Origin of the sequence: Gordonia sp. SGD-V-85, assembly GCF_001456905.1 — a bacterium.
In the GTDB taxonomy this organism is placed as follows: domain Bacteria; phylum Actinomycetota; class Actinomycetes; order Mycobacteriales; family Mycobacteriaceae; genus Gordonia; species Gordonia hongkongensis.
The window spans coordinates 85,754-101,978 of sequence record NZ_LNQO01000001.1; the positions used below are offsets into that span (position 1 = coordinate 85,754).

Below are 16,225 nucleotides of genomic sequence, written 5' to 3' on the forward strand. Positions count from 1 at the left end.
TATCGGCAAGTGCACACAAGACGATGGGTTCGACGAGTGGTCGCCACCGCTGGGGCGGCGATCATGGCCGCCGGGTTGCTCGCGGCCTGCACAGGAAGCGATTCGTCGAACGACGACGAGGCGCTCGTGCTCTACTCGGGACGTTCGGAGTCTCTGGTGGGTCCGCTGGTGGAACGAATCCACGCGACGGTTCCGGTGACGGCGGCGTACGACAAGAAGGCCGCGCAGATCCTGGAGGAGGGCGACGGTAGCCCGGCCGACCTCTTCTTCGCGCAAGATGCCGGCGAGCTCGGCGCTCTTGCCGAGGCCGGACTCCTCGAACCCCTCCCCGCAGACATCGCCGAGAACGTCCCCGAGGCCTACCGGTCTGAGACCGGCACCTGGGTGTCCACGTCGGCGCGCTCTCGTGTGTTGATCTTCGATCCGGCGCAGGTGGATCCGGCCACCCTCCCGGCGGGCATCGACGGACTTCTCGCGCCCGAGATGCGTGGCAAGGTCGGTTACGCCCCCACGAATGCCTCGTTCAAGTCCTTCGTGACTGCGCTCCGACTCACTCGCGGCGACGATGGCGCTCGCGCTTGGCTCACCGCCTTCCTTGCCAACGACCCCAAGTCGTTCGAGGGCAACGGGCCCATCGTGGAGGGCGTGAACACCGGACAACTCGCAGCGGGACTCACCAACCACTACTACTGGGTCCAGGAGGTGCAGGAGAAGGGAATCGAGAACGTTCCCGGGCGACTGCACTTCTTCTCCGACGGCGATCCGGGCGCGCTCGTGAACGTGGGTGCGATCGGTGTCCTCAAGACCGCGTCCGACAAGGAGCAGGCCTTCGAATTCGTCCGACAGTTGCTGACGCCGGAGACCCAGACCTACTTCGCCACCGAGGTGGGCGAGTACCCGGTGGTCGGGAACGAGCCGCTCCCGGTCGAGGGACTGCCGACGCTGGAGCAGCTGTCACCGCCGCAGATCGCCCTCGACGAACTGGCCGATGTCGTCGGCACAGATGAGTTGCTGCGCGAGGTCGGCGCTGTCTGACCTGTTGGTCAACACCAGGATTCGTCCCGGCCGTCATCTCCGGCCGGGGCGAATGCTGTTGTGCACGATCAGCGTCTGCATCGCCCTGTTGTTGATCACGCCCGCGGTCTATCTCGTCGTTCGGGTCGCCGACATCGGGATCGATCAGGCGACCGCGCTTCTGTTCCGCCCGCGCACCGGTCAACTTCTCTGGCGCACGGTTCAGCTCGCAGCGATCGTCACGTGCGCGTCGATCATCATCGGGGTCGTGCTGGCGTGGTGTGTGTCCCGCGGGGTGGGGCGCGGGCGCGCATTCGTCATCGCGTTACTCGCGGCGCCGCTCGCGATCCCCTCGTACGTATCGGGCTTTGTGTGGACCCGTCTGTTCCCGGGATTCGAGGGCCTGGGGGCGGCTGCACTCGTCTTGACCCTGGCCTGTTATCCCCTGGTCATGCTGCCGACGGTGGCGCTGCTTTCCGGTACCGGCCGCACTGATGAGGATGCCGCCCGCACTCTGGGCTGTGGTCCGCTCGAAGCCTTTGTGCGCGTGACTCTCCCGCGTGTTCGCACGGGGGTCGTTGCGGGTGGACTGCTGGTTGCGCTGTACGCGATCAGCGATTTCGGTGGACCCGCGATCGTCCGCTTCGAGCCGTTCACCGTGGGGATCTACAACGCCTACAACGGAACCCTGGACCGTTCGGTCGCCGCACTCTACGGTGTGGTTCTCGCACTCGTCGCGGTGGCGCTCGCCGTCGTCGAACGGCGAGCACGACGCCACGTCGATCCAAGTGCCACCCCGTCGCGGTCGAGGGTCTCGAAGAACCGGCCGGTGGCCTGGGGTCTCGTCACAGCCACCGTCGCGGTGGGCGTCTGCCTTCCGATCGTCGGGCTGTTACGCGAGATCAGCGAGTCCCGCCGGCTCGGATTCGACAGCGTCGGCGAACTGCTGGCCTGGGTGGGTCCGTACGCCCGGACCACGACGTTGCTCTCGGTACAGGCGGCCATCGTCATCGCCCTTCTCGCATTGCCGTTGGCATTCTTCATATCTCGTCCGCGTAGCAGGACCGGGGACACTGTCGAGGCCGTGTCCTACCTCGGTTATACGTTGCCGGGTGTGACCGTTGCGCTCTCGATGGTCTTCTTGGGCACCCGCGTCGTCCCGGACCTCTACCTCACCGCCACGATGCTCATCGCCACCTATGCGGTCCTGTTCCTGCCGGTCTGTCTGGGTCCGATCCGATCCGGTGTCGACTCCATCCCGTGTGCGGTGTCCGAGGTCTCGCGCACTCTCGGTGCGGGACCGCTGACGACCGCGGTGCGTGTGCAACTCCCGTTGGTGATGCCGGCGATCATGGCCGGCTCCGCTCTCGCGTTCTTGTCGGTTGCCAAGGAACTACCCGCCACCTTGATGCTTGCCCCGATCGGAACACGAACTCTCGCAACGGATATGTGGAGTCTGAACAACGACTTGAGTTACGGTCGCGCAGCCGTCCTCGGGTTGGTTCTGATCGTCGTCTCGTCGCTACCCACCGCGGCGCTGTCCGCACTGTTCGGAAGGGCACGCCACGCATGAGGAACGCGGTTCGTGTAGACGACGTCTCGGTCGTGTACGGCAGCACGACCGTTCTCGACGGCGTGTCCTTTCACGTTCCCGCCGGGTCGATCACGGCGGTCATCGGTCCATCGGGCTGCGGTAAGACGACCCTGTTGCGCGCGATCGCGGGTCTCGAGCCGATCCGAGCGGGTCGCATCGAGATCGACGGTGTCGAGGTCGCCTCGGCCGGCTCTGCCCGAACCCGCCCGGTGGGGGTTCGACCCGAACGTCGGAGGTTCGGGTTGGTGCCACAAGAGGGGGCGCTGTTCGACAATCTGACCGTCGCGGGCAACGTCGGGTTCGGACTCGGTCCCTGGTGGAGACGTATGCCCGGCCGGGCGGCCCGGATTGCTGAGTTGCTCGACGTGGTCGGGCTGGAGGAGTTCGGCGATCGACGGCCCGATTCGCTGTCCGGCGGTCAGCGCCAACGGGTGGCACTGGCCCGCGCGCTCGCACCCCGACCAGCTGTCATCGGGCTGGACGAACCGTTTTCGGCACTTGATGCCCAGCTGAGGACGCAGCTGCGCGAGCATGTCCGGGCCACGATCCTGGCGGAGGGTTCGAGTGGGCTGTTGGTCACTCACGACCGTGAGGAGGCGATGGCGATGGCCGACCACGTCGTGGTGTTGATGGCGGGTTGCGTGCGCCAGGTCGGGACACCCGAGGAGATCTACCTCGAGCCCGTCGACGCGGAGGTCGCGCGCATGTTCGGGGAGATGACGGATCTGCCGGGCGAAGCCGACGACGGCGAGGTCTCGTGCGCGGCAGGACGGTTACGCATTCGCCGGCCGGGCCACGGGGCAGGAGTGGTGATGCTGCGGCCCGGGGACCTGGAGATCGTATCCGGCGTCGCGAATGTCGGTTGCGCAGAGGTGCTCGCGGTACGACCTCGCGGTGACCACGTGGACGTCCGAGTATCGGTGCCTCCGGTCGAATCCGGCTGCCCCGCGGTCGAGTTGACCGTTCGGGCCGAGCCGGGATGGCATCGTCCGGCCGGCACCGTCGTCGAGTACCGGCAACGACGGCCGGTGCACTTTCGCGGGCGGTGCTGACGGCGGTCGGGTGACCCTCACCACCAGCCCAGCGACCGCTGGAGATCGGCTTCGACGGCGGGGATGAGGCTGCGGACGAAGGTCGCCGAGAGGTGGTGGAAGTCGTGCCACACCAGGATGTTCCCGACGACCGCGGGGCAGTACTCGTCGTCGCACATGGCGTCGGTGTAGTCGAGGAAGCTCATGTTGGGGAACTCGCCGGCGAGCGCGGCGGCGGGATCGGCCGGCGCCATCGCCTGTGCTCGGGGCACGCCGCACACCTCGGGTTTGCGACCGCTGGCGAGACACTCCGGCGGCTTGAGTTGTCCGGTCGCCCAGGGGTTGTCGCGGACCGCGACGACCCGCTGCCCGCGGTCGCGGAACTCGGCGAAGATCTCTTCGTAGTCCTTCGGGACGTAGTCGCCGTCGCCCGACTCGACGGGCCGGGTGCTGTTGGTGAACACGACATCCGGCTTGTCGACGGCGAGCCGCTCCATGACGCGACGCGACCAGTCGTTGCACTGGTAGTACTTCTGGCCGAACCACGTGAACACGTGCTCGGTCGTGAGGGCGCACCCGACCTTGAGGTAGGTGGTCACGCGGAAGTCGTGGCGCTTGCCGATGGCGTCGAGCGCGGTGATCCACTGTTCCGCATGCGAACCGCCGACCAGCGCGATGGTTCGGGTGGCGTTCACGTTCCCGTAGTACCCGACCTTGATGGACGGGTCCTTCCAGCCGCTGATGATCGAGTCGTAGGAGGTGATCGGCCAGTCCATGTCGACGACGTCGGGACTCGGTTGTGCGGTCACGTTCGGTACCGGAGCGCCGTCGAGGAAGGCCCGCGCCCCCGGGTACAGCCGTGGGTCGAGGTTCTGGGTGTCGAGGGTGGCGTTGGCGGCGTCGCGCTGCCAGGTCACCGCGGCGGCGCCGGCCGCGACGCTGATGACGACCAGCACCGCGACGAGGGCGCGCCGGTAGCCTCTGGTCTTCTCGAACGGCGGCCGCGCGGCCGCGCCATCGGCATCGGTCGGCACCGGGGACTGCTTCCGCTTCGCCGACCCGGCACGCAGCGGCGCCTCGACGTACTTCGTGGTCAGCCAGGCGAGCAGCACGGACACGGCCAGGATGGCGGTGCCCTCGAACCACGAGACATCGTCCTGATAGCGCCACGCCAGGTAGAAGATGAGCAGCGGCCAGTGCCACAGATACAGCGCGTAGGCGATCGAGCCCAGCCACACCAGCCGGGGATGGGCGAGACCGCGGCTCACCCCGGATCGGATCGAGGTCTGGCCGGACGCCGTCTTCTGATCGACGGGGGCCTGATCGATGGGGGCGGTCTGGGAGGAGCCGACCCAGATGAGGATCAGCGTCGCTCCCACGGGGACGAGCGCCCACGCCGCGGGGTATTCCTGGACGCCGGCGATCCACCAGCCACACGTCACGATGAGGCCCAGGGCCACGAGTCCCAGTAGGTCACGCACCCGCTGCGACAGCGCGATCCGCGGCATCCACACCGCGAGGAGTCCGCCCACGAGCGGTTCCCACAGACGGGCCACGGTGTCGTAGTAGGTGAAGGGCTGGTTGATCCCGTGGCGGTAGTTGGCCCACGCGAAGGAGCCCAGTGCGACGACGCCGAGCGCGATCCCGACGACTCCACGGACCACCTTGGGGTCGGCGAAGAATGCGGATCGCCGGCCGAGCGCACGCAGCACCGCGCCCAGTGCCAGCGCGCAGACGAGGGTGAGGACGAAGAACTGGCCCTGCATCGACATCGACCAGAGATGCTGCATCGGGCTGTTCGCGGAGTCGGCGGCCGCGTAGTCCTGCGACTCGAACGCGAGGTGCCAGTTCTGGTAGTACAGCGCACTGGCCTGCAGTTCGGCCCCGAGCGGTCCCCAACGCGTCGTCGGCATGATCAGCGCGATCAGTCCGGCGGTGACCGCGAGCACCAGCAGCAGAGCGGGCAGCAACCGGCGCAGGAGCCGGGAGAACCGCGGCCACGGATTGATCGCCGCGCCCCAGGAACTCGTCGCGGGCTGGGTCGCCAGGACGTGCTTGAGCAGGGACGCGACGAAAAAGTAGCCGGACAGTGTCAGGAAGACGTCGACGCCCCCGGACACCCGGCCGAACCAGACGTGGAAGATCGCGACCAGCGCGATCGCGATGCCGCGCAGCCCGTCGAGGTCCAACCGGTACCCGGACGTGTTGCCGGTCGCGGCGTCCTCGTTCGGGGTTGCAACGGGTGTCGCATCGGTCAGGGGCGTACGCACAGAGGGCGATGGTACTTGCCCGCACCTGAGGGAAGCCTGGCACGAGCGGGGTGTCGTCGGACCTCACAGCAGACTCGTGGGTTCACCTGCTGCGTCGGAGTCCGCGACTGTGGCGGCGAGGCGTCGTAACATCCCCACATGCTGCTTCTGTCGATGGGCGTCTCGGTGGACGGCTTCATCTCCGACCGCGACGGCAACTTCAACTGGTCGGTCCCCTCTGACGATCTGTTCGCGTTCCACACCGAACGGGTCGGCGAGCTCGGCGCGTTCGTGTGCGGCCGCCGGCTCTACGAGACGATGCTGGTCTGGGAGACCGACCCGCGGATGCGTGAGAACGACGCGGATGCCGCGTTCGCCGACCTCTGGTCGGCGCTGCCCAAGGTGGTCTTCAGCCGCACCCTCACGTCGGTCGAGGGCAACGCGCGGTTGGCGCAGGGATCGCTGGCCGACGAGCTCACCGCGGTGCTGGACTCGACCGACGGCGACGTGGAGATCGGCGGCGCCGACTTGGCCCGGCAGGCAATCGAACTCGGATTCGTCGACGAGTTCCGCATCTTCCGCTACCCGGTCATCGTCGGTGGCGGTACCCCGTTGCTGCCGCCGGTCGCCGACACGATCCGGCTGTCGCTCGCCGAGACCCGGACCTACGGAGGACAGGTGATCTACGAGCGGTACCGCCGGGTTCGCGACGACGCCTAGCGCGTTCCCCACCCGAGCGGCACCGACGCGCCGATTCGTTCTCGGTGCGTCTAACCCTTCAGCCACACCGATCGCCCCGGCACGCTGTCGAGCAGTCATTCCACGCCGACAACCAGGGGAGATCCATTCATGACAGCACGACGATCGGTCGCGATCATCGGGGCCGGGCTGGCCGGGACCAGCGCCGCCCTCGGCTTCCTCGACGCCGGGTTCGACGTCACGCTCTACAGCGACCGGGACCGCGAGTCGTTGCGCGACAAGGTGCCGCCGACCGGTGTCGGTGTCCTGTTCGGCAAGTCCCGCGAGTGGGATGCCGAGATCATCGAGGACCTGTACGAGGTCAGCAACACCACCGGCATCAGCGCCCGGCTGTACTCCGGCAGCGGTGACGAGCGCGCCGCGGTCCTCGAGTTCAACCCGGACTACGGCTACGTCGCCCAGGCCGTCGACCTCCGCCTCCGCGCCGACGACCGGCTCGCCCGGTTCTTGGACCGCGGCGGCCGATTCGAGGTCGGACAGGTCGACCTCGACCGTCTCGACGCGATCGCCGCCGACGCCGACATCACCCTCGTCGCCACCGGCAAGGGCGGACTGTCGACGCTGTTCCCGGTCGACGAGTCGCGCACGCATTACCGGGAACCGCAGCGTCGTCTGCTGCAGGTCACCCTGACCGGTGTCGACCACGGCCCCGAGTCCTTCGCCTACCGCAGCAGCGCGGGCGGCGACCACTCGCTGTTCAACCTGGATGCGCAGAACGGTGAGATCTTCGTCGGACCGTTCCTGCACAAGGACGCCGGCCCGACGTGGTCGTTCATCGTCTTCGCCAAGCCCGACGGGGCGTGGGCCGCCCGGATCGATGACGTCCACGACGCGGTCTCGGCCCGTCAGACCGTCTCCGGCATCTTCGCCGAATACTTCCCGGAGGATGCGCCGGTCATCGACCGGTTGCAGGTCATCGAGTCCGATCCGGTGTCGTGGCTCAAGGGTGCGGTCACCCCGACCGTGCGGCAGGCCGTCGCCACCACCGCGGGTGGACATCCGGTCGCGGCGATCGGTGACACCGCGATCGCCGTCGACCCGGTGGCGGGGCAGGGTGCGCAGAACTCGCTGATCCAGGTCGCCGAACTGGTGAAGGCCGCTCGCGGCCACGAGGGCGAGTTCACCGCCGAATGGCTGTCGGCGGAATTCGAGAAGCATTGGGAGCGACGCGGACAGGCTGCCGTCGAGGTCACCCGCCTCTACCTGGGCGACCCCGACTACGCGACCCACCTGGAGTTGTCGTTTCCGGCTGCCGCCGTCAGTCCCGCCATCGCGTCGGCCCTGTTCGGTCTCCTCTCCGAACCGAATCCACTGCTCGGTCTGCGGACCCGCGAGGACGTGGAGGGCTTCATCGCCGCGGTGGCCGGAGAGCCGCACGACGAGGTCCTCGCCCGCTTCGCGCCCGCCGGACAATTCAGCAGCGCCACCCCGGAGGCCGTGAGCGCCTGACTCTCGCTCCCTCCGGCGCCATGTGATACGAACAACATCGTCGTTCGAGCCGGTGCCGGAGGGGGCAGATGTGACGTCGGGGTGGACGTTGGCCGACGCGCCTCCGCAAACCGGACGGGTCGCGGTGGTGACCGGGGCGAACTCGGGGATCGGGCGCGAGATCGCGCTCGGGCTGGCGACTCTGGGCGCTCGCGTCGTGCTGGCGTGCCGCAATCCTCGAACGTCTGCGGAGGCCCGCGACGACATCGTCGCGAAGGTCCCGGGCGCCGAGGTGGAGATCGTCGATCTCGATCTGGCGAGTCTGAATTCCGTGCGATCCGCGGCCGAGGAGATCCGACGCCGGCACGCGACCGTCGATCTGCTGGTGAACAATGCCGGCGTCATGCGGGCGCGGCACGAACTCACCCCGGACGGGTTCGAGATGGACTTCGGGACCAACTATCTCGGTCATTATGCACTCACCGGCCGGCTGATGGATCTGATCCTGGCAGCCGACGCCGGGCGGGTGGTCACCGTCGGCAGTCACGCGCACCGAGCCGGGAACATCGACTTCACGGACCTCCCGATGGACCGTGCGTTCACCAGCGCCGGTGCCTACTCGCGGGCGAAGCTCGCCCAGATGCTGTTCGCCCTCGAACTCGATCGTCGGATGAGAAGCGCGGAGACGCCGGCGATCTCGCTCGCCGCGCACCCGGGCGGAACCCGCACCGGCGTGATGCGCGAGCAGAGCCGGTTCCTGCAGTGGGCCTATCACGCGTCCTCGCTGCGATGGCTCACCGACCGATTCATCATGGACCCGCCCGACGGGGCGTTGTCGGTCCTCCGCGCCGGCACCGACCCGAAGGCGCAGGGCGGCGAATACTACGGTCCGGTGCGCGGTTTCGGGCTCGCCGGCCCTCCGGTGCTGGTTGAGCCGTCGGCGAAGGCGAAGGACCGCGACGTCGCGGCGCGGTTGTGGGACATCGGTGCCGAACTCACCGGGGTGACGATCGACCTCGTTTGACGCGCGCGAACCGACCCCCTTACGCTCCCTGAGGTGCGAGGAGCGCTAGCGACGAGCCACGAAGGGTCGCAACACCTCTCGTCAGATCGCGAACCGCCCGGCGAACGACCGCAGCGGGAGGTCGGCGCTCGTCACGATGCCCGGCGCGGCCGCGACGACCGACGTGATCGAGTTGAGGGCCGGGAGTCCGGTGACGGTCATGCCGATGGATGCGAAGTTCTCCGGCTTGCTGAGGTCGAAACCCTTGCGCGGGAAGATCATGTGCTTGGAGTAGATGTTCGGGTCGCCGGTGACCTGGGTGATGTAGCAGGCCTGGATGTTCCACGACGGATCGGTGTGCGGTGTCATCTGCCATTCGAGGTGGGATTCGACGCGCGCGACGCCGTCGACCATGCCCTGGTACTTGATGTAGCTGCCGCCCAACGAACCCTCCGGGAGCTGATACCAGCCGAGGTCGACGTCCTTGGTGCAGGCGCCCAGTTCGTAGGAGAACGCCACCTCGTCGAGCTCGAGGTCGAAGGCGTCGGCCATCAGATAGACGGAGTCAGCGAACACCGCGGTGTACTTGTACAGCGAGTCGGGGATGCTCGGATCGTCCACGGGCAGGCCGTAACCCACCGCCTTCCAGGTGTCCACGGAGTGGTGGCAGGAGACGTCGACGGACTCGATGACCGTCACGTTCTCGATGTCGGCCACATCGGCGGTGTGCACGATGCCGAGGATCTGCGCGAGACCGGGGTTCATACCGGTGCCGTAGAAGGTTGCGCCGCCGCGCTCGCAGGCCTCGGCGATCACCTCGCTGACCTTGCGTCCCGAATGGTGCGGGTGATTGGTGTCGCGATGGAATCCGGTGATCCAGTCCGCCGTGGTCACGACGTTGATCCCGGCCTCGAGAACCTGGACGTAGAGGTCCTCGTCGGGGAAGACGCCGTGGAAGGTGAGGACATCCGGACGGGCGGCGATGATCTCCTCGACCGTGCCGGTGGCCGTCACCCCGATCGGATCGAGGCCGACGATCTCACCGGCGTCGCGGCCGATCTTGTCTGGCGTATAACAATGCAGCCCAACCAGTTCGAGGTCGGGATGCGACTGGATGCGCCCGATCATCTCGGTGCCCAGATTGCCGGTGGCGACCTGGAAGACCCGGATTCGTTCGGTGGTGGTCATGACAGATCCTCTCGGGCTGAACGTATGTCAGGACTGCGTGGCGGCGCGTAGCGCCTCGAGCTCGGAACGGCGGATGCGGACGAAGTCATCGCCTTGTGGCAGCACCGCTCCACTCGACGACGACGGATCGGTATCGTCGGGTCCGCCGTCGGGGTAGAACTGCCGCGCCCACTTGCGAAGTGCGGTGAAGCCCTCGAACTCTCTGCGGGACAGTGCGGGTGGATCGGAGTAGCGCTGGTGTGCCCAGATGTCGATGTCGGCGGCGAATTGCTCGATGACGAGGTCGGCCATCACGGTCCCGTAGCGGGTGATCTCGCCGGTTTCCTCGCCCGGCTTGCGGCCGATCCACACGGTGAACCGGACGTCGGAGGTGTGTTCGTCGACCGGGGTGACCGCCGGCATCGTGCGGTTGTCGACCATGCCCCAGCTCTTGGTGACCGAACAACCCAGCCCGGCGTTGATGGATTCGACTCCGCTGGTGGCGTTCTCGAGTGTTGCGCCCTCCTCGAAGGCGATGGTGAAGTCGACATGCGACACCGGACCGTCGAAGTCGTGCCGGGTGAATTCGGGCATGAACGGTGTCTTGTGGACGAACTTGAAGTGGGCGAAGTCGACGCCGTTCTCCATGATGTACTGCGGGTGGATCTCGAGTCCCGGCCGGAAGAGGGTGGCCGCGGGCACCGGCGGGTAGTAGTCGGCGGCGGTGCGATCGTCGTCGAAGTCGCCGAAGATGTCGGGAACGTCGAAATGCGGTGGACGACCCTCGAGGTCGTGCCAGATCCAGACGGCCTCGTTGCGCTCGACGACCGGATAGCTGCGGATTCGTCGCCCACGATTGGGATGTTTCTCGTACGGGATGCAGACGTTGCGCCCCTCGCGATTCCACTCCCAGCCGTGGAACGGACACACCAGGTTCTCGCCCTCGACATGGCCGCCGTGGCCGAGATGGGCGCCGAGATGTTCGCAATAGGCGTCGAACACCGAGACCCGGCCCGACCGCGACCGCCAGGCGACCATCTCGCGCCCGAAGTACTTCATCGTGTGGACCGCCCCGACCGGGATCTCCGAGCACCAGGCGACCTGGAACCAACCGGTGGGTGTCATCGACAGCGGCGTTCTCGCCATGCGGCAACCGTAGGTCGCGCGTAGCGAGAATGCAAGAGGGTTCTATGAAAAAGTCCGTGCCTGGTCAGCTGGCGGTTTCGGCGAGCTCCGGACGCGGTGACGCGGAATGCATGACCCGATGGATCTCGGCGGTGAAGTCCTCGGCGGCCTCGATGTTCGACGCGTGGCCGGTGTCGAGGACGACCAGGCGATCGAGGTAGCCGCGAATCGACAGGGCATGCGCGATGCGCTGGGTCATCGCGTGCGGGAGAAGGAGGTCGTGCCGACCGCCGATGACCGTGGTCGGCACGGTGATGGCGTCGGCGCCGGCGGGTCCCATCGCCAACTGGAGAAGGGCCACGGCGGACTTCGCGCGGGAGCTGGGCGAGCACGAGCGGGTCATCGCGAGAACGAAGGCGGCGTGATCGACGGTCGCCGATCGGCCGTTCAGGATGCGATGCCGGATGACGCTCCGTGTGAACCGATCTCCCGGGAAAGGAACCGGTATGGACAGCGCCATCTGGAGCAGCCACAGCGGCGCCTTGATCGGGCCGTTGACGAGTGGCAGCACCCGGCTCTCGGTGGCGACCCCGCCCCAGGTGGTGTTGGCGAGAATCATTGCGGTGGCTCGCGACTCGGCCTGATCACGATGCCGGTGGGCCCAGGCCTGCAGGGTGATGCCGCCCATGCTGTGCCCGACGAACACGGCTGTGGACGCTTCCGGGAGTGTCTGAGAGACAACGGTGTACAGGTCATCCGCCAAGACGTCGGTGTCGAACGCGCGACGGCCCCAGGTGCTCTCGCCGTGGCCGCGCTGGTCGTAGGCGATGACGTGGTAGCGCTCGGACAACGCATTGATCTGGGGATTCCAGTACTCGACACAACACGACCAACCATGCACGAGAACGAGTACGGGAGCGTCCGCGGGTCCGTGGTGGACGACGCGCAGCCGCGCGCCGTCGTCGGTCACCGCCCATGAGGTCCGTTCGGGTTCGCGGCTGTTGAACAGCGTGTCCACATAGACGCGGTTGCGGAGTCGCCGACGCGCCTCGGCCGGCAGCAGCCCGGACAGTGCGTGACGGGCGGCTCCGATGCCGGTTGCTGCATTCATGTCGTCCCCTCCGGACTGCCGGTGACTTGTGTCATATCGGCTGCACAATGATACAAACTCTTATTGTCTGTATCTCCCGCTTTGGGCAACGTTCTGTGCCAGATGTCGGGTTGTGTCCGAACGGGCCGGCTGCCTGGTCGGACGATGGTCGTCCGCACTTCGTCGCGGTCGGCCCGACGGACGGGTAGCCGAGCGAACGATCGCCAAACATCGCGCCGGTCAGCGCATTGCCGCGACGCCATGACCGCGGTTGGCAGCGGCTACGATCGGCAGCCATGGTTCCCGGCGAATCCCGCGACTCCGACGTCCGCGCCGCGGACGACGGATCCCCCCACGGTGCTACGGGCAGCGTCACCCGGAGGGTGAACAGGCGCGGCCAGGCGACGCGCGAGGCGATGCTCGACGCCGCGCTCGCCTCGTTGGCCACCGGCGACCCCGCCTCCGTGTCGGGCAACCGGATCGCCAAGGACATCGGCGCGACGTGGGGCGCGGTCAAATACCAGTTCGACGACATCGACGGCCTGTGGGCGGCGGTGCTACATCGGACCGCGGAACATCGCGGCGACCTCCCGATGAGTGTGAAACCCGATGCGCCGCTGGCAGAGCGGGTTGCGGCCATCGTCGACCTCATGTACGACGGACTGACCGCGCCCGAATCCCGCGCGATCGAGACCCTGCGGGCGGCCCTGCCGCGCGATCCGGACGAGTTGCGTCGGATGTTTCCCAAGACCGCCGCCGAGTTCGCGTCGTGGGGGCCGTCGTGGATCGATTCGTGCCAGAGTGCATTCGCCGACCTCGACGTCGATCCGGAGCGGGTGCGAGAGGTCGCGGCGTTCCTGCCCGGGGCCATGCGAGGCCTGGTGTCGGAGAAGCAACTCGGCACCTTCCAGGACCAGCAGCTGGCCCGACGTGGCCTGGCGAAGGCCATCGTCGCGCTGCTCGCGGGCTGAGGAACCGCCCCGGCGGGCCGAACTCCCCGCTCGGGGGCATCGCCGACCAATGGATTGCGCATGACCGGTGCCGGTTTCGCTCGCTGTCCCGCGGGCTATTCCACGAGGCGGCCTGGCGGACGCGGGCGGCCGTCGAGAGGCCGACGCTACCGACGACAACGTGCTCGCGCCACGTGTGCGCGGCGGCGACGTCGAGATGCCACGCGCCTTCGACCATTTCGATCTCACCGTCTCGCTCCGAGCCGCGCCCTGACATCCCGGGTCACGCAGGGTTGACGAGAGCCTGTCCTGGGTATGAACAGCGCACCGATCAGCGGTTGACGTCGGACGCCCGGACGCCGAGACAAGGACAGGGCGGTCCACGGACCGCGATGCCCAATGGTGGGTTTCGGTGCGGCACGATAGGAGACGACTGATGGGGTCTCACTGCAGGACGACGCGCGATCACGACGAGATCCGGGAGTGGGCGACCACTCACCGGGGTGTGCCCGCCCGGGTTCGCGACATCCGGAGCGTCGGCGGAACAGGAATGCTCCGCATCGACTTCGACGGTGCGATCGACGGCGGCCTCGAGCACATCACCTGGGACGAGTGGTTCCAGAACTTCGAGCGCGCCGAACTGGCTCTCGTCTACGAAGCGGAGAAGTCCGACGCCAGCAGGACCTTCGCGAAAGTCGTGCCTGCGCCGGACTTCTGAACCGAGCTCAGACCCGCCGGGCCGCGTACCGGGCGCCCTCGAGCGTCATACCGTTGACCGAGTAGAGCACGTGCAGGGCATTCGGGCCGCCGACCGGCGCGCCGTCGCAGATGGTGTCGCCGGGGATGCAGTAGCGAACGGTGCGGCCGCGGTACGGCGCTGCCACCTTGACCGGGGGAGCGCCGATGTCGTCGATGAAGCGATCCGACGGCGCGCCGTAGAGCACGATCGCGGCGACGTTGCGCGCCATGTTCGCCGGCAGCGGCGGCGGCACGAACCGGTCGTACGCGGCGTACCGGGCGGGCAGGTCCAGCCCGGCATGGACGGCGTAGCCGGCGACGACGGCGCCCTGGGAGTAGCCGCCGAGGACGACCTTGGTGTCCGGGCACTTCGCGGCCAGGTACTTGATGCGGTTCTGGGTGGTGCGGACGCCGTCGGCCACCGTGCGCGCGAACTTCAGCCGGTTGTTGAACTGGTCGCTGGCCGGGTACTTGACGCCGTAGGCGCTGACGGACCTGCCCGGCAGCTGCGAGCGAACGGCCTCGACGAAGGAAATCCCGGTGAGGCCCAGCGGCGGAGAGGTCTCCACGGTTCCGCGCGCGAACACGACCTCGACGTCGGAGCACGACGGTGCGGCCTGCGCCGTGGGCGTGCCGACGGCCACCGCCCCCGTGATCGCCGCGATGACACAAAGGACGGAGACACTGAACCGTTTGATCACCAGGCCAATGGTAGAGATCACCTCGCGCGGGGATAAGGGCCTGATCGTCCCAAAGATTGAGCCGATCCAGGGCCATCCGAGAGTCGGTTCGGCACGAACAACCGGGTTGAGCGCATGCGCGATTTGTAGAATTACGGGGTTCGCCGGGCTGAGCCGGCGCATCGAATCGAGGTTGAGTGCCGGTGGCAACAGACGTCCATTTCAAGATCGCCGAGCTGGCGCGGCAGATGCATGCCGTTCCCGAGTCCACTGAGGACACGTCGGCCGAGGTGCTGCCCTCGGTCACCGCCGGCGCCGTCGAGTACGTCCCCGGTGCGCAGTACGCCGGCGTTCTCGTGGTCGATCAGAAGAACAATTTCGACACGCTCGCGCCCACCGACCCGCTGATGAATCTGGCGGACCGGATTCAAAAGGAAACGGGCGAGGGCCCGTGCCTGCAGGCGGCCTGGGACCACCACACCGTGCTCGTGAACGACATCGCCCGCGACGAGCGATTTCCCGCCTTCTCCGCTCGCATGCTCGACGAGAGCCCGCTGCGGTCCAGCCTGTCGTTCAAACTGTTCACCGACAAGGGGACCATCGGCGCGCTCAACGTGTTCGCCGATACGCCCGACGCCTTCGGCGACGAGTCCCTGGAAGTCGGCCTGTTGTTCGCGACCCACGCCGCCCTGGCATTGCGTGCCGCGCGGCAGCAACAACACTTCCGCAGTGCGTTGGCCAGCCGGGACATCATCGGTCAGGCCAAGGGCATGATCATGTACCGCTTCCGCATCGATGCGGTCGCCGCCTTCGCTCTGCTCCGACGTTTGTCCCAGGACACCAACACGCCGCTGGCCAAGGTCGCCGAACAGCTCATCGAGAGGGAACTGGCCGAGCCCACCGACGGGGCCGCGGAGTCGCTCTCCTGACCGGGCAGGTCGACGTCGGGATCGGTAGGCGGCAGCATGCTGTCATGACTACGTTGGCCACATGCGCAGCCGGCACGTCAGTGTGGTCATCAACGCCGAACCCGCGAGGGTCTACGATTTCGCGGCCGAGCCCGACAATCTGCCGCGCTGGGCCGCGGGGCTCGCGAAGTCGGCGGTGGTCCGGAGGGGTGACGAGTTGCTCGTGGAGTCGCCGATGGGCACCGTGACCGTCCGGTTCGTCCCGCGGAACACCCTCGGCGTCGTCGACCACGAGGTGGTGCTTCCCACCGGGGACACCGTGCTCAATCCGCTTCGGGTGCTGGCGCATCCAGAAGGTGCCGAAGTCGTCTTCACGATCCGGCAGCTGGCCATGTCCGACGACGAGTTCGACCGGGACACCCAGATGGTGGAAAAGGATCTCGCACATCTGAAATCGCTGCTGGAGGCGGATTACTCGGCCTAGTGTCC

The 16,225-nt window shown here is 67.5% G+C and carries 15 protein-coding genes; 10 read left to right on the plus strand and 5 right to left on the minus strand.

Annotated elements, in window-relative coordinates; genetic code table 11:
• Positions 1–63: 63 nt before the first annotated feature.
• From AS181_RS00365 to AS181_RS00375, 3 genes are read left to right on the plus strand one after another with little or no spacing between them, the layout of a single operon-like run.
• The gene (locus AS181_RS00365) at positions 64–1,035 is read left to right on the plus strand and encodes an extracellular solute-binding protein (RefSeq protein WP_058249930.1); all 972 of its coding nucleotides are present in this window, start codon (positions 64–66) and stop codon (positions 1,033–1,035) included.
• The gene (locus tag AS181_RS00370; protein ID WP_226514175.1) at positions 989–2,587 is read left to right on the plus strand and encodes an ABC transporter permease; all 1,599 of its coding nucleotides are present in this window, start codon (positions 989–991) and stop codon (positions 2,585–2,587) included. Before AS181_RS00365 ends, AS181_RS00370 begins: the two co-directional genes overlap by 47 nt.
• Positions 2,584–3,660, plus strand: a complete 1,077-nt coding sequence (locus AS181_RS00375; protein ID WP_058249644.1) for an ABC transporter ATP-binding protein — start codon at positions 2,584–2,586, stop codon at positions 3,658–3,660. The genes AS181_RS00370 and AS181_RS00375 overlap by 4 nt, the downstream gene beginning before the upstream one ends.
• A gap of 17 nt (positions 3,661–3,677) precedes the next feature.
• Here AS181_RS00375 and AS181_RS00380 read toward each other — a convergent pair whose 3' ends face one another.
• Positions 3,678–5,909 (minus strand): acyltransferase family protein, encoded by a 2,232-nt coding sequence (locus AS181_RS00380; RefSeq protein WP_058249645.1) that lies wholly within the window; start codon positions 5,907–5,909, stop codon positions 3,678–3,680.
• 138 nt (positions 5,910–6,047) lie between these two features.
• On the opposite strand from AS181_RS00380, the gene AS181_RS00385 reads away from it, so the two are divergent.
• The 3 genes from AS181_RS00385 to AS181_RS00395 all read left to right on the plus strand — a co-directional run bounded on the left by AS181_RS00385 (position 6,048) and on the right by AS181_RS00395 (position 9,099).
• Complete coding sequence (locus AS181_RS00385; protein ID WP_058249646.1) at positions 6,048–6,608, plus strand: dihydrofolate reductase family protein; 561 nt, start codon at positions 6,048–6,050, stop codon at positions 6,606–6,608.
• 129 nt (positions 6,609–6,737) lie between these two features.
• Positions 6,738–8,096, plus strand: coding sequence for a styrene monooxygenase/indole monooxygenase family protein (locus AS181_RS00390; RefSeq protein ID WP_058249647.1), 1,359 nt, complete (start codon positions 6,738–6,740; stop codon positions 8,094–8,096).
• A gap of 70 nt (positions 8,097–8,166) precedes the next feature.
• Positions 8,167–9,099 carry an oxidoreductase gene (locus AS181_RS00395; RefSeq protein ID WP_058249648.1) on the plus strand — a complete coding sequence of 311 codons (933 nt, stop codon included), beginning with the start codon at positions 8,167–8,169 and terminating at the stop codon, positions 9,097–9,099.
• Between the two features lie 81 nt (positions 9,100–9,180).
• On the opposite strand, the gene AS181_RS00400 is transcribed toward AS181_RS00395, so the two are convergent.
• From AS181_RS00400 to AS181_RS00410, 3 genes are all read right to left on the minus strand, one after another.
• A complete protein-coding gene (locus AS181_RS00400) occupies positions 9,181–10,266 on the minus strand; it encodes an NAD(P)H-dependent amine dehydrogenase family protein (RefSeq protein ID WP_058249649.1) in 1,086 nt (361 codons plus the stop codon).
• 27 nt (positions 10,267–10,293) lie between these two features.
• Complete coding sequence (locus tag AS181_RS00405) at positions 10,294–11,391, minus strand: Rieske 2Fe-2S domain-containing protein (RefSeq protein WP_058249650.1); 1,098 nt, start codon at positions 11,389–11,391, stop codon at positions 10,294–10,296.
• A gap of 64 nt (positions 11,392–11,455) precedes the next feature.
• The gene (locus AS181_RS00410) at positions 11,456–12,481 is read right to left on the minus strand and encodes an alpha/beta fold hydrolase (protein WP_058249651.1); all 1,026 of its coding nucleotides are present in this window, start codon (positions 12,479–12,481) and stop codon (positions 11,456–11,458) included.
• Positions 12,482–12,756: 275 nt separating this feature from the next.
• Here AS181_RS00410 and AS181_RS00415 point away from each other — a divergent pair, with 275 nt between their 5' ends.
• Both AS181_RS00415 and AS181_RS00420 read left to right on the plus strand, forming a co-directional pair.
• On the plus strand, positions 12,757–13,431 hold the full coding sequence (locus AS181_RS00415; RefSeq protein ID WP_442902759.1) for a TetR/AcrR family transcriptional regulator: 675 nt from the start codon (positions 12,757–12,759) through the stop codon (positions 13,429–13,431).
• Between the two features lie 415 nt (positions 13,432–13,846).
• Positions 13,847–14,128 carry a hypothetical protein gene (locus AS181_RS00420; RefSeq protein ID WP_058249652.1) on the plus strand — a complete coding sequence of 94 codons (282 nt, stop codon included), beginning with the start codon at positions 13,847–13,849 and terminating at the stop codon, positions 14,126–14,128.
• Positions 14,129–14,135: 7 nt separating this feature from the next.
• Here AS181_RS00420 and AS181_RS00425 read toward each other — a convergent pair whose 3' ends face one another.
• The gene (locus tag AS181_RS00425; protein ID WP_082652836.1) at positions 14,136–14,858 is read right to left on the minus strand and encodes a cutinase family protein; all 723 of its coding nucleotides are present in this window, start codon (positions 14,856–14,858) and stop codon (positions 14,136–14,138) included.
• A gap of 173 nt (positions 14,859–15,031) precedes the next feature.
• Here AS181_RS00425 and AS181_RS00430 point away from each other — a divergent pair, with 173 nt between their 5' ends.
• Together AS181_RS00430 and AS181_RS00435 are read left to right on the plus strand one after the other, a co-directional pair.
• On the plus strand, positions 15,032–15,757 hold the full coding sequence (locus tag AS181_RS00430) for a GAF and ANTAR domain-containing protein (RefSeq protein ID WP_091344192.1): 726 nt from the start codon (positions 15,032–15,034) through the stop codon (positions 15,755–15,757).
• Between the two features lie 61 nt (positions 15,758–15,818).
• Complete coding sequence (locus AS181_RS00435) at positions 15,819–16,220, plus strand: SRPBCC family protein (RefSeq protein WP_058249653.1); 402 nt, start codon at positions 15,819–15,821, stop codon at positions 16,218–16,220.
• Positions 16,221–16,225: the final 5 nt, after the last annotated feature.

Excerpts from the sequence above, each read along its gene's own strand:
- AS181_RS00365 (WP_058249930.1), top strand. The coding sequence starts at position 64 with ATGGCCGCCGGGTTGCTCGCGGCCTGCACAGGAAGCGATTCGTCGAAC.
- AS181_RS00370 (WP_226514175.1), top strand. The coding sequence starts at position 989 with ATGTCGTCGGCACAGATGAGTTGCTGCGCGAGGTCGGCGCTGTCTGAC.
- AS181_RS00375 (WP_058249644.1), top strand. The coding sequence starts at position 2,584 with ATGAGGAACGCGGTTCGTGTAGACGACGTCTCGGTCGTGTACGGCAGC.
- AS181_RS00385 (WP_058249646.1), top strand. The coding sequence starts at position 6,048 with ATGCTGCTTCTGTCGATGGGCGTCTCGGTGGACGGCTTCATCTCCGAC.
- AS181_RS00390 (WP_058249647.1), top strand. The coding sequence starts at position 6,738 with ATGACAGCACGACGATCGGTCGCGATCATCGGGGCCGGGCTGGCCGGG.
- AS181_RS00400 (WP_058249649.1), bottom strand. The coding sequence starts at position 10,266 with ATGACCACCACCGAACGAATCCGGGTCTTCCAGGTCGCCACCGGCAAT.
- AS181_RS00405 (WP_058249650.1), bottom strand. The coding sequence starts at position 11,391 with ATGGCGAGAACGCCGCTGTCGATGACACCCACCGGTTGGTTCCAGGTC.
- AS181_RS00410 (WP_058249651.1), bottom strand. The coding sequence starts at position 12,481 with ATGAATGCAGCAACCGGCATCGGAGCCGCCCGTCACGCACTGTCCGGG.
- AS181_RS00415 (WP_442902759.1), top strand. The coding sequence starts at position 12,757 with ATGGTTCCCGGCGAATCCCGCGACTCCGACGTCCGCGCCGCGGACGAC.
- AS181_RS00420 (WP_058249652.1), top strand. The coding sequence starts at position 13,847 with ATGGGGTCTCACTGCAGGACGACGCGCGATCACGACGAGATCCGGGAG.
- AS181_RS00435 (WP_058249653.1), top strand. The coding sequence starts at position 15,819 with ATGCGCAGCCGGCACGTCAGTGTGGTCATCAACGCCGAACCCGCGAGG.